Origin of the sequence: Parapedobacter tibetensis (genome assembly GCF_024704835.1) — a bacterium.
Taxonomy (GTDB): domain Bacteria; phylum Bacteroidota; class Bacteroidia; order Sphingobacteriales; family Sphingobacteriaceae; genus Parapedobacter; species Parapedobacter tibetensis.
The window spans coordinates 205,763-218,778 of the sequence record NZ_JAMXBE010000009.1 but is presented as its reverse complement, the minus strand read 5'-3'; the positions used below and the strand labels follow the sequence as shown (position 1 = coordinate 218,778).

Here is a 13,016-nt window from a genome sequence, read left to right as displayed (position 1 = left end):
ACCATCCGCGCCCGCCACGCCCTGCTCACCCTGCAAGGAATCGATGAAATCCTGTTCCGTGCCTGTGTTGCCTTCGGCTAGCCATATTTCATACGCCGACAGGCCATCTTCCAACGCCACTGTAACGGCCTCTCCGGCTTCATTAGTATAGGTATACGTACCGTCACCATTGTCTGTTAAGGTCGTTACCGTTTCGTTGGCCCCCACCAATTCCCTGATGTCAATTTGCTGTGTAACACCCTCTGGATTGATATATGTGAACTGGTTTCCGTCGTAGGAGACGTTACCGCCCTCTTGGGCAATAAGCTGATTCAATAGGTTACGAACGTCCTCGTTGTTGAGGATCTGTCCGAAATTTGTTATTACGTCACCTAATACATCTATCTTCACTCCATCACCTGTGGGATTGCCATCCTCATCAAAGGATTCCTCATTGAAATAGGTATAGGTGCCATCGCCATTGTTTGTCAAAATAGTCACTGTTTCCAGGGCTTTGACGATTTCCTGTAAATTGATTGTTTGTTGATTACCTTCGCCGTCCACGATGACAAGGGTATAATCGTCTGGGACGTACGTAACGGATGTGGTGCCTTCTCCCGCCGCCCTAACCCAACGGGTACCGTTGTTGTAATAGATGCCGGGAACCACATCGTTAGAAGTGGCGGTGTTGTACACCATCATACCTGCCACATGGGCAGATAATGGAGTAGGGTTACTTGTTGCTGATAGGGACAACCGGGTGTGCAACAATCCTTTGTTGTTACTTTCCAATTCTAGTATCGCATTCTGATTGGGCATTACCCCGCCCTGAATGGTATTGTCCTTTACCTTTTGTTGAGCATACCCAGTTCCCAATACAAGCATAAACCCAATGGTAAACAGTAATTTTCGAATCATTTTGTGTGAATTTTATTTTAATATTATTTCAATTTTTTGTATAAATCGTTACTTCGTTAAGCTATAGTCATTGGAAAGCTCTTTGATAATCCCTAATTCTAAGACCAGCCATATCAACTCGGTTGTATGATTGACACCAGCCTTGTTCAATATCCGTTCTTTATAGCTTACTATCGTAGTGTACTCTACCCCTAGACTTAAACTGATATCATGCATGCTCACCCCCCGCACAAGATGGGAGCAGACTTTCACTTCTCTTCTTGTTAATTTGCTAAACGGGTAAGGCAGCGCATTCCAACTCGAACGAGGGTTTAAGGAGGTGGTGTTTTTTTGTTCGACTGCATAAAGCGTACCTTCCAACACGGCTTTTACCGTGGTAATGATGGTAGCTGGCGAGCTATGCTTGGATACAAAACCACGGGCCCCTGCGTCCAAGCAAAGTATCCGATAGGTTAAGTTGTCAAATCTTGATATGAACAGTACTTTTACGTCCTTATTGATTGTCTTCAAGGCTCCCATGATGTTATGAATCCCACCCCCTCCAGGCACTTGGGTATCGACAATAAAAAGATCCACGCCATTCCTTTTCAATGCGCGTTTTTGAGATAATAGCAGGGGAAAATCATGGGCAACGTGAACCTTGATGTCCGGCCAACTCTTCTCCAATAAATGCTGCAGCGCAATACTGACTACGGGATGAGAATCTACTATCCATACAGTTAACCCATTTTTTGTATTTGTTTTGCTATTCATCGTAATTTCTTCAAGTTACTGCGCTGTTTCTTTGAGATGCAGTATTTCTATGGTTGATGATGCTGTGTTTTTGGTTGTTATAATTTAAACAATGATTCATCTTTCTGATACCGTAATCGGAGTATAACTAGTCATGCTGATTTTTTCATCTCTTGGTTACAAAGGAAGTAGATAATCTTATACGTTTTTCACACCAAAATTGCGGGAAATACCACCCCAATTTTGGTGATAACACGTAACACATATTCACACGTTATCTCCGCCCATGGTATAGATAATCCATTAAAATGTCTATACGTCATCGCATACCCCGATAAGGTCAAATCTGGAGCTGCCTACCATGATTTTGTGGAACAATATCTAATTTAGGTGAGATGCTTGCTTTTCTTCATATTCCCTACAGCTATATTTTTATTAAGGCGATATGCATTGAAGCTGCTGAAGGAATTGTATCTTTACTAAAAACTTGGGTCACTGCAATGATCTATTGTTTTTTTGTTTGATTAAACGCCTTAAATTATGAAAGTAAGCATACTTGACGACCATACGCTAATCGTTGAATCTATTCGTGGGGTATTGAATAAGATGCCTGGTATTTCCGAAATCACCCTTTATACCAACCCACTTCTTTTTTTAAAGGAGATCAGCGTTAATTATCATCCCGACCTTTTAATTACCGATCTGATCATGCCTTCCATGGGTGGTCTTGATTTAATTGAACATTGTAAGACATTGTTAAAAGACAAGATTAAAATCGTTGTTCTTTCATCGATAAACAATGCACCAACGGTAAGGCAGGCCTTGCGGATGGGGGTCAATGGCTACCTGGCCAAGGATGCTACGATGGAAGAACTGGCTGAAGCGGTGCGTGAGATCATGCAGGGGAAACAGTACATCGGAAAAAGTATCCAAAAAAATTTCCTGAATAGTATTATTACCGAAGAACAGGTCGTACTCCACCTGACCCCGCGTGAAAAAGAAGTATTGGAACTGCTCTGCTCAAGCAAAACGGTTAAAGAGATTGCGCATGAGCTAAAGTTAAGCGCAAATACGGTGCATTCCTATCACAAGAATATTCTTCGGAAATTCAAACTAAACCGTACGGTCGATCTGGTGTCTTTTGCCATACAACATGGCCTGCATAATCCTTACCATTCATAAACAATGCGAACGGCCGTAAAACACCTGTGCAGACTCCCATTTATCTTTATGGTGGTACTGTTATTCAGCAGCAACCTGAAAGCCCAGATCAGTGATGAATTTTATCGAGCCTTACCAAAGGAGTTCAGACCTGAAGATCCGTCAAAATTAACCCCTGCCGAAAAGAGGGTATTGTTGGATGGGGCCAATATCCGCTTTCACCTAAAAGCCTTTAACCCTGAATTAGACAGTATTGCCACGGCTTTGTACGCCGAGGTTGACCAGCTGCGGGATCAGAAAGACAGGATTGCTTCCCTTTGGGTTATTTCAAAGTACACGCGAAACAGGTTTGAAGACCTGGAGCTGATGCTGTTGTATATAAACAGGCTTATAAAGGAAATCAATCATAATGACGCTTTTTCTGCTGAGCTATGCACCGCCCTGCTCATGAAAGGCACAGTGCTTCTTGAAAGTGGCGAAATGGAGCCCGGCCTTTTTGCTTTACAGGAAGCCGAAAAAATGATCAGGGATAAAGAGAATATCCATGAGCGGGAAAGACTGGGATACATCTATTCGGCCATGTCAAGAGCATATATCCAGCTTGAACTTTATGACCAGACGATTGCTTATATCAATTTAGCGAATCCTTACTTTAGCGATGTTAAACCAGAGCAATCGAAAAATATAACGCTTGCCCATGCTGAGTTGCTTAAAGCATCAGCATATATCGGTTCTTTTCAAAAAAAAAATCAATCCACCTACCTGGACACGTCGCTCGCCATCATCAGAAAATTAATGCATTCAACTGCTGATGATCCGAAATGGAATGTTCTCTGTTATGAATTGCTGGGCAAAATAAGCTATTTTAAAAAAGATTACCGGCAGTCAATGATTTATCTTGATTCTGCGGATTTACCAAAATACGCCAAACTGGCGCTTATAGATCATCATTTACCTGAAAGAATGGCCTTCAGGGGGCTGAACCTGTTGCATCAAAGCAATACTAAAGCTGGGGATTCATTGATCAAAAAAGCAATCAATCTCAATAATGAGATGTATTCCCCTATATCGGCATTGTACTATCAGTTTTATCAGGCATACAGGGACATAGGGGACTGGGAAAACGCGTCCGGATACTTGGAAAAGTATATTGATCGGAGAGATTCTATAGATATAATCCAGAAAAATATAGCTTTTGCGGATATCAATGAGAAATACAAGAGTGCCCAAAAAGAAGCACAGATACAGCAGTTAGAAATAGACCGGGAAGTCCAGAAAAAGCAGCAACGGCTTACCCTTTTATTGGCCATTATTGCTGTTTTGTCCCTATTGCTGGTCATGCTGTTGATCCATCTTTTCACGAAGAAAAAACAACAGGAGCTTGAAAATGAAAACCTCCGGATTGCCCAGTCCCTAACGGACCAGGAAACAAAAATGATCGAGGAACGATATGAATCGTTAAGGCTTTTGCGGTTGGAGATATCCAATGATATGCACAACGAACTGGGTGGCGCATTGGTTTCACTTAATTTTTACATCAATGATGTTCAAAACGCTTTCAAGGATAAAAAGGTGGCCGAAGCACTAAACAACATAAAAGAAGAGGCAAACAGTATTTACATACAAACCAGGGATTATATCCATGCGCTGCAGGAAAATGCGAAGGATATTAAGTTTGATCTTGTCAATTTTCTCCTGTACCTGCCCTTGCATTTCGATCAGCGCACCACGTTAAAGGTACGGACGGATGTGGAGGCGGATCCGCTGGAGTCAAGGCTGACGGTACAGCAAAACAATGAGTTTTATTTGCTTATAAAGGAGGCCCTGGCTAATATATTAAAGCATGCTAACGCAACTTACTTTACCATCAAGATAGATTTCTTGGGTGAAAACTGCCTGTTCGTGATCTCAGACAACGGAAAGGGATTCGACCACGGTTCAACAAGTTCCGGCATGGGGATAAAAAACATGAAGGAACGTATTGCCAACCTCAACGGCGAATTAACCATCGAGTCTGATAAAAAAGGCACAATATTAAGTGGCTCCTTTCCGGTATCATCCCTCTCAAAATAAAGTCGGGTTTTCTTGGAAATTCGAAGATTTTCAAGTAACTTTATAGAACACTGTTGAAATAAACAAACCGTTGAGGAAAAACGGTGTTTATAACATATGTTGGGTACTGCTGGGATGGGAGGATTTATGGTTTCACCGATAAAACGCAATGTTATGAAACAGTCAAGTTTTAATACCCCACAATCAGGTTCGCTTGCTGCAAGCCGCAAGCACGATAGCCTTGACAAATTCCTGAGCCGCGGCAAGGAGTTGTTTTTAAAAATGCTGGATGATCAACTGCGCCGAAAATTTGTAACCCTATCCATCCTTTTTTCTGCTGCCTTATTTTTTATGGCCTGTAGCGCAGATAATGCCAGCCAAAAGGCGGAAGAGGCGCTGCAAAGTGAAAAAGACGCCATCCTGGCGGTAATCGAGAAGGAAACCGAGGCTTTTTTTGCTCGTGACTATGAAAGTTGGAAATCCAACTATGTTCAGGAGGATTATGCTTTTCAGGCATGGAGCAACAAGGATGGGACATTCGATTCCAGCGTTGGCTGGGAGGGAATAGATAATTCTGTAGGCCAATACATCCATGACAATCCAGAACCTGTATCTAGCCACCCCATTGTAGAACGGAAAAACATTAAATTCAAGTTCTATGGAGACAATGTAGCTTACCTTACTTGGGATCAGTTTAATAGTGACCGGGAAAACAAGCTTTTCTTCCACAGCAAGGAGGTGAGGTTGCTGGAAAAAGTAAGCAACGAATGGAAAATCGTATGTGTTTCAGCTTTCTGGGATTTTAAAAACCTGATCCCTGCGGAAAAACTGAAAGATATTCAGCGCATGGATAAGGAAAGCAGGGGTAAGGATAAGATTTAGAGCCTTCGTGCGTTGTTTGGTTGGTGCTAAAAAATGGCCGCGCTATTGGCATTGAAAAGGTATATCCTTACCTTAGCCCAAATAAATTCCATACGACATGAGCCATATCGAAACGGATTTAATCCATTCGGGGAAATCATTTAATAAAACACACGCAATCGTTCCACCCATTTACCAAACCGCCACTTATTATGCCGCAGACAATGCCGAGGAATATATGGCGGCAGCTACCGAGGCGCGGCATCCCCATTTTTATCACCGCCATGGTAATCCGGTAAGCAGCCAAACTGCAGAGCTGATTGCCAAACTGGAGGGAACGGAGGCCGCACTGTTGACCGCTACGGGAATGGCTGCCATCAGTACAGCCGTGCTGTCTGTTGTAAAGGCGGGTGATCATGTAGTGGCTCAACAATCACATTATTCGGCAGCGCGCGTATTACTCAAGGAATTACTCCCTCAGTTTGGTGTAGAAGTGTCCTATGCCGACCAATGTGATAACGCATCCTTTGAGAAAGCGATTAAGGATAATACGACCTTGATTTACCTCGAAACCCCCTCTAATCCCAACCTTTCCATTACCGATCTCTCCTTTGTGGGGGCACTGGCTAAGGAAAAAGAGATCACTACCATTTGTGACAATACCTTTGCGAGCCCGATCAACCAACGGCCGGGGGATTTTGGTATCGACATCATCGTACACAGTGCCACCAAATACCTTGGCGGACATAGCGACCTTACCGCGGGCGTGATTTGTGGAACCGAAGAAGCAGTCAATAAGGCGTGGAAGAAATTATTGACACTGGGAGGGGCCCTCGCTCCCTTTGACGCCTGGCTGCTGCTTAGGGGACTGCGTACGTTGGCCATGCGTGTACGCCAAATCAATGAAAATGCATTGCAATTGGCACAATGGTTTGAGCGGCACCCCTTGATAAAACGGGTAGCTTACTGTGGGCTCCCTTCGCATCCACAGCATGAATTAGCCAAGCAACAAATGAAGGGTTTTACAGGTATGCTTTGCGTAGAAGTGGATGGCGAGGATGAGCAACAGCAATTCCAATGTGCTCAAAAGGTTTTGAACGACTTGGATATCTTTGCAAATGCGGCAAGCTTGGGTGGTGTGGAATCATTGGTGGTGCATCCCGCCAGCATGTGGGGCCTGCATCATTCCAATGAACAGAAACTGAAGGCAGGCATCAATGATGGGATGCTGAGGATTTCGGTAGGCGTAGAGCATATTGATGACCTGATTGCCGATTTTGAACAAGCTTTGGCTAAGATATGAGATTTGAGACGTGAGATTTGAGACATATTCATTATTTTAGCCAACCTATTTATATTCATGATTAAACATAAGATATTATCATTTGGGGAGTTACTGCTTAGGTTCAGTTCTTCTGGAGAAACTTTTCTTGGTGCCGAATATGCCGTTTCCGTATTTCCGGGTGGTTCGGAAGCTAATGTAGCGGCCTCTCTGGCGCAATGGGATGTGCCGTGCAGCTACATGAGCCGGATACCAGACAACGATTTATCAAGGCAGGCTGTGCAAACGTTAAACCAGCTTGGTGTAGACACTGTCCCATGCCTGATGGAAGGCGATCGGATGGGACTATACTTCCTGCTCTCAGCCAATGGCCTGAGCAAAGGGGAAGTGGTGTATGACCGAAAATATTCGGCATTTAGCCAATTGGAACCTGGTAAGATAGATTGGGATAGGGTACTGGAAGGCTATACCTGGTTCCACTGGAGTGCGCTTACTCCAGCCTTGAACGAATCGCTGGCTGCGGTATGCCATGAGGCATTGGATGCGGCAAGCAGGAAGGGGCTAACGATATCGGTAGACCTCAACTATCGGAATAAACTCTGGAACTATGGAAAACAACCCATAGCAATAATGCCGAAGCTGCTCCAATATTGCGATGTGGTGATGGGCAATATTTGGGCAGCCAATAAAATGTTGGGTACATCCGTATTGGAAACATTGGGAAGGGATACTGCACCTGATGTTTACTATGAACATGCTAAAGAATCCGCTCAGGAGATGTTTGCTTCGTTATCCAAATGCAAGCATATCGCATATACCTTTCGCTTTATGGATTCAGCCACCCATAATCTCTTATATGGCACATACCATACTAGGGAAGCAGATTTTATTTCATCCATTCATGAAACCAACAACGTGGTAGACCGCATTGGTAGTGGCGACGCCTTCATGGCTGGCCTGATTTACGCATTGGTAAACGATAAAAAAGGGCAGGAAATCATCGATACGGCCACTGCCGCAGGATTTAAAAAACTATTTGTTAAAGGAGACTTTGGTAATGGGAATATTTAGCCATCGGTTGGCAGTTGTCCGCCAGTTGGTGGAAATAGGTGCTCTCACGTCTCAAATCTCACGTCTCAAATCTCAATACTAAAAACAATGGAAAAAACGCTTGATCATATCCTTGCCCATCCAATATTGCCGGTGTATTACCACGATGACTTGCAAACGTGTATCAACGTAGTCAATGCTTGCTATCAGGGAGGCATCCGTGTTTTTGAGTTTGTAAACCGGGGCGACAGCGCGCCGGAGAATTTTTCGCAACTTCTCTCGTACCAAAAGGAAAACTGGCCTGGCCTGCTAATGGGTATCGGCACCATCAAAAACGCCGCGATGGCTAAAGCTTATATCGATATTGGAGCGAAGTTTATCGTCAGCCCTGTCGTGAAGCCGGAAATTGCTGAAATAACGCTCCAAAAGGATATCCTGTGGGTTCCCGGTTGCATGACCCCCACGGAAATAAGCCTGGCGGAGGATTTGGGTGCGCCATTGGTGAAACTCTTTCCCGGCGACACCTTAGGTGCGGGATTTCTCAAAGCCATCAAACCCCTCTTTCCAGCTATGCGGTTTATGCCCACCGGCGGCGTGAATCCCACAAAGGAAAGCATCACGAGTTGGTTTGATGCGGGTGTGAGTGCCGTGGGTCTGGGCTCCAAGCTTTTTGCCAAACCGGAAGGTGAAACAGGTTATGATTGGTTGACCGAGCGCAGTAAGGAATTGATGAGATGGGTGCGGAAATAATTTTTTGAAAATCGCTCAATCGATTGCGCGGATTATTATTGGTTCGGTTTGTTATGTTTGTGGAGAGATATCCTGATTATGAAAAAACTAACCAAATTATCCGCTATTATAACGTTGTTGTTTTCAATGGGTTTGCAGGCCCAAGATCGTCAGCTTTCCATCATCCCACAACCTTTGGAGTTGGAGCAAAAGCAAGGCGCATACATACTTCATGAAAAATCGATTATTCAGTTTGATGATAGCGATGCCGAATTAACCGCATTGGCCGAACTGTTTGCCCAGGGACTTTTTGAGCGTACAGGGATACGTCCACAGCTGGCATCCCCTCGTTCCGTTAAAACAGCAAATACCTTAACACTTCAATTGACTTCCGATACCTTGGGCGACGAGGGTTATCGTTTGACGGTAAGCGAGGACGGAATAACTGCCCGCGCGGCGAAGGCAAACGGATTGTTCTATGCAATACAATCCATATACCAGTTATTGCCCATTGGAGAATCGGCCAATAAAGGGGTAGCAATCCCGGCCGTCGAAATCATGGACAAACCTCGCTTCGGGTGGCGAGGGCTGATGCTGGATGTGGGGCGGTATTTCTATTCCGTAGACTACATCAAGAAATACATCGATTACTTGGCTATGCACAAGATGAATGTCTTCCACTGGCATTTGGTAGAAGACCATGGCTGGCGTATTGAAATCAAGAGCTATCCCAAACTTACTGATGTGAGTGCATGGCGCCCTAGCACCAATTTCCAACGCGGCTCCTATATCAATCACAATCCACATGGGGGCTACTATTCACACGAGGACGTACGCGAAGTGGTGGCTTATGCACAATCGCGGTATGTGACGGTGGTTCCTGAAATCGAATTACCCGGACATGTGCTCTCCGCTTTGGTGGCTTATCCCGAATTGTCATGCACAGGAGGACCGTTTGAAATCCCTGAGCAGTGGGCCATACAGCAAGATATCTACTGCGCCGGCAACGAACAGGTATTTACCTTCTTGGAAAGCGTGCTGTCGGAAGTCGTGGAATTGTTTCCCAGCGAAATTATACATATTGGAGGTGATGAGGCCCCTAAAGACCGCTGGAAGGCATGCCCCAAATGCCAGCAGCGTATAAAGGACGAGGGATTGAAGGATGAGCATGAATTGCAAAGTTACTTCATTACCCGTATCGAGAAATTTCTAAATAGCAAGGGCAAGCGCATTATTGGATGGGACGAAATACTTGAAGGCGGATTGGCTCCTAATGCCGCAGTGATGTCTTGGCGTGGTATTAAGGGCGGTATTGAAGCAGCACGGATGCACCATCCGGTGGTGATGAGCCCTACCACACATATGTATTTCGATTATTTCCAAGGTGAGCCTTACCATGAGCCCAATGCTATCGGTGGGCATCTACCTCTGCGTAAGGTTTATTCCTATGAGCCATTGCCCGAGGAGCTCACACCAGAGGAACAGCAATACATTATGGGTGTACAAGGCAATGTATGGGGTGAATACATCCATTCACCAGATAAGTGTGATTACATGACTTATCCGCGCGGTGCGGCATTGGCCGAAATAGCCTGGAGTGCCATGAAACATAAGGATTGGGAGGATTTCATCCGTCGGCTAGAAGACCAATACCTGCGCTATGAACAGGTTGGAATCAACTACGCGAAGAGCGCTTACCAAGTGTATTTTGAGGTAGAAGATGATGTGGCGGGCAAGAAATCAGCCGTCACACTGAAAACAGATAGCTACCAACCGGAAATTTACTATACCGTGGATGGCAGCGAACCGTCATTGGATTCACCGAAATACCATGGGCCTTTTGAAGTGGCCGAATACACAACAGTTAGAGCTGCTACGTTTAAGGATGGCAAACGGGTAAGTCCGGCGAGTGTGCGGTCAATGGTGCGTTTCGAGAAGACGGAATGATGCCCCACTGGTTTAATTTGAATTTAACGAAGATATATAGTTCAACGAATTCCTTCTACCCCTAAGTTTATACGTTTTACGTAATAGCTTTATTTATTATAAACTAGCTGTTGTATGGTAACAGGTAGTTGATTCGTATTTTATGGGTAATTTCCCCTAGAAAGTCCCTATTATTATCAGCATTGGATACGAGTCTTAATGGAAACGGTTGCCACTCAATGCCAGAGATAGCACTTAATCCGTATAGTTTTCAAAAATGACAATGAATTTTCAATCAACATCGATTTTTTGGCTATCTTCATCGGCTGTTTTGCTGGGCATAATAATATACCAGTATTTTTTTAATTTAGCCTTATGGTTATGAAGATAGGCATCGCAGCCGACCACGCTGGCTTTGAACAAAAGCAGCAGTTGATTACCAAGCTTACCGAAGCTGGTTATGATGTACATGACTATGGAGCCTTGGACTATGACCCAGCAGATGATTACCCCGACATCATTGTTCCATTGGCGCATGCGATTGTAAAAGAAGAAGTGGCGCGCGGTATTGCCGTGTGTGGCAGTGGTGTCGGTGTGTCCATCGCCGCCAATAAGATCCCGGGTGTACGTGCTGCTTTGGTTACCGATACCTATTCCGCTCACCAAGGAGTAGAACATGATGATATGAACCTGCTTTGTATAGGTGGGCGTGTCATTGGTCCTATGTTGATTTGGGAACTGGTGGATGCGTTCGTCAACGCCCGGTATCAAGCGGAAGAACGTTTTGAACGCCGGTTACAGAAGGTTATCACCATGGAGAAGCAAGGGTTGGAGGCTTATCAAACAGAAAATAAACAACAGGTAAAAAAATAGATTGCATGAAGCAATACGATTTTGGGGTAGTAGGTTTGGGTGTCATGGGACGGAATCTGTTATTAAACATGGCAGACCACGGCTTTGCTGTGGCTGGGCTCGACTTGGACGAGCAGAAAGCCACGTCCTTGGAGAAGGAGGCTGCCATTGGCCAACAGGTAGTCGGTACAACGTCCGCCGAGCAGTTTGCCAGTTTGCTGAAGGGCCCACGGGCACTGATGCTGTTGGTTCCCGCAGGCAAACCGGTGGATGCAGCCATCGCCTCACTACTCCCTTATCTAAACAAAGGCGATATCATCGTGGATGCAGGTAACACGTATTTCTCCGATACGGATCGTCGGGTGCGTGAATTGGCCGACAAGGGCATCCATTTCTTTGGCATGGGTATTTCCGGTGGCGAAAAGGGCGCCCGTTTTGGTCCAAGCATGATGCCAGGCGGTGACAAACAGGTATACGAACAATTACGCCCCATCTTCGAGGCAATTGCCGCTAAGGTAGATGGGGAACCCTGTGTGGCATATATGGGCAATGGATCAGCGGGCAACTATGTGAAAATGGTGCACAACGGCATCGAATATGGCATTATGCAACTAATTGCCGAAACCTATGATTTCCTGAAACGGGCAGGAGGGTTTGACGATGACCAATTGCAAAAGACCTTTGAAGCATGGAACGACACCGAACTTGGCTCCTTTCTTATCGAAATAACCGGTGAGGTGTTGAAAAAAGTAGATGAGGAAACAGGCATACGGCTGGTGAACTTGATTTCGGACCGTGCGCGGGCCAAAGGCACGGGTAAATGGACTTCCCAAAACGCCATGGATTTACAGGTCCCCATCCCAACGATTGATGTTGCCGTGAGCATGCGCGATTTATCCAGGTTCAAAACTGAACGAATCGAAGCCGCTAAGCAATTGACTTGGGAGGGAATGAAAAATATTCCCGTGGAGGAGAAAGAACAGCTTGTCGAACAAATGAAACATGCTTATTATTTTGCAATGACGGCCACCTATGCCCAAGGGTTGGCTCAATTAGCCATTGCCTCGACCGAGTACGGCTATGACCTCCGAATTGAAGAGGTGGTTAAGATTTGGCGTGGCGGATGCATTATTCGTGCAGTATGCTTGGAAGATTTCCGCCAAGCATACAGGCGAAACGCCGCGCTTCCTAATTTATTCCTCGATAAAGCAATAGGGGATAAATTGGTGCATGATCAGCGAGCTGCGCGGGATATCATCAAGTCGGCAGTTGATGCTGGGATTCCCATGCCCGCTTTCATGGCCTCTTTGGCTTATTTTGATGCTTATCGGACGGAGACGCTTCCAACCAACCTCATTCAGGCCCAACGCGATTATTTCGGTGCACATCAGTATGAGCGGATCGACCGTGAAGGTGCCTTCCATACGCAATGGGATTGATGAAGATTATAGCTACTAATCGTTACTATTTAATT

At 45.1% G+C, this 13,016-nt stretch carries 11 protein-coding genes; 9 read left to right on the top strand and 2 right to left on the bottom strand.

Features of this window, described 5'->3' with window-relative positions; genetic code table 11:
• The coding region (locus NF543_RS15915) for a phage tail-like protein (protein WP_257957518.1) at positions 1-897 on the bottom strand (897 nt) is incomplete at its 3' end.
• A gap of 48 nt (positions 898-945) precedes the next feature.
• Positions 946-1,650: a response regulator transcription factor gene (locus NF543_RS15910; RefSeq protein WP_257668788.1), complete on the bottom strand. Its 705-nt coding sequence runs from the start codon at positions 1,648-1,650 to the stop codon at positions 946-948.
• 519 nt (positions 1,651-2,169) lie between these two features.
• Here NF543_RS15910 and NF543_RS15905 point away from each other — a divergent pair.
• From NF543_RS15905 to gnd, 9 genes are all read left to right on the top strand, one after another.
• Entirely contained in the window at positions 2,170-2,811 is a 642-nt protein-coding gene (locus NF543_RS15905) for a response regulator (RefSeq protein ID WP_257668789.1), read from the top strand.
• A gap of 3 nt (positions 2,812-2,814) precedes the next feature.
• Positions 2,815-4,863, top strand: a complete 2,049-nt coding sequence (locus NF543_RS15900) for a sensor histidine kinase (RefSeq protein ID WP_257668790.1) — start codon at positions 2,815-2,817, stop codon at positions 4,861-4,863.
• A 153-nt stretch (positions 4,864-5,016) separates the two neighbouring features.
• Complete coding sequence (locus NF543_RS15895; protein ID WP_257668791.1) at positions 5,017-5,724, top strand: hypothetical protein; 708 nt, start codon at positions 5,017-5,019, stop codon at positions 5,722-5,724.
• Positions 5,725-5,821: 97 nt separating this feature from the next.
• Entirely contained in the window at positions 5,822-7,006 is a 1,185-nt protein-coding gene (locus tag NF543_RS15890) for a trans-sulfuration enzyme family protein (protein ID WP_257668792.1), read from the top strand.
• A gap of 57 nt (positions 7,007-7,063) precedes the next feature.
• Positions 7,064-8,056: a sugar kinase gene (locus tag NF543_RS15885; protein WP_257668793.1), complete on the top strand. Its 993-nt coding sequence runs from the start codon at positions 7,064-7,066 to the stop codon at positions 8,054-8,056.
• An 87-nt stretch (positions 8,057-8,143) separates the two neighbouring features.
• Positions 8,144-8,785: a beta/alpha barrel domain-containing protein gene (locus tag NF543_RS15880; RefSeq protein ID WP_257668794.1), complete on the top strand. Its 642-nt coding sequence runs from the start codon at positions 8,144-8,146 to the stop codon at positions 8,783-8,785.
• Between the two features lie 78 nt (positions 8,786-8,863).
• Positions 8,864-10,711, top strand: coding sequence for a beta-N-acetylhexosaminidase (locus NF543_RS15875; protein WP_257668795.1), 1,848 nt, complete (start codon positions 8,864-8,866; stop codon positions 10,709-10,711).
• A 360-nt stretch (positions 10,712-11,071) separates the two neighbouring features.
• Positions 11,072-11,563, top strand: coding sequence for an RpiB/LacA/LacB family sugar-phosphate isomerase (locus NF543_RS15870; protein WP_257668796.1), 492 nt, complete (start codon positions 11,072-11,074; stop codon positions 11,561-11,563).
• Between the two features lie 5 nt (positions 11,564-11,568).
• A complete protein-coding gene (gene gnd / locus NF543_RS15865; protein ID WP_257668797.1) occupies positions 11,569-12,981 on the top strand; it encodes an NADP-dependent phosphogluconate dehydrogenase in 1,413 nt (470 codons plus the stop codon).
• The last annotated feature ends 35 nt before the right edge of the window (positions 12,982-13,016 follow it).

Bases quoted from the DNA above. Each gene is read 5' to 3' on its own strand.
- NF543_RS15910 (WP_257668788.1), bottom strand. From the start codon at position 1,650: ATGAATAGCAAAACAAATACAAAAAATGGGTTAACTGTATGGATAGTA.
- NF543_RS15905 (WP_257668789.1), top strand. From the start codon at position 2,170: ATGAAAGTAAGCATACTTGACGACCATACGCTAATCGTTGAATCTATT.
- NF543_RS15900 (WP_257668790.1), top strand. From the start codon at position 2,815: ATGCGAACGGCCGTAAAACACCTGTGCAGACTCCCATTTATCTTTATG.
- NF543_RS15895 (WP_257668791.1), top strand. From the start codon at position 5,017: ATGAAACAGTCAAGTTTTAATACCCCACAATCAGGTTCGCTTGCTGCA.
- NF543_RS15890 (WP_257668792.1), top strand. From the start codon at position 5,822: ATGAGCCATATCGAAACGGATTTAATCCATTCGGGGAAATCATTTAAT.
- NF543_RS15885 (WP_257668793.1), top strand. From the start codon at position 7,064: ATGATTAAACATAAGATATTATCATTTGGGGAGTTACTGCTTAGGTTC.
- NF543_RS15880 (WP_257668794.1), top strand. From the start codon at position 8,144: ATGGAAAAAACGCTTGATCATATCCTTGCCCATCCAATATTGCCGGTG.
- NF543_RS15875 (WP_257668795.1), top strand. From the start codon at position 8,864: ATGAAAAAACTAACCAAATTATCCGCTATTATAACGTTGTTGTTTTCA.
- NF543_RS15870 (WP_257668796.1), top strand. From the start codon at position 11,072: ATGAAGATAGGCATCGCAGCCGACCACGCTGGCTTTGAACAAAAGCAG.
- gnd (WP_257668797.1), top strand. From the start codon at position 11,569: ATGAAGCAATACGATTTTGGGGTAGTAGGTTTGGGTGTCATGGGACGG.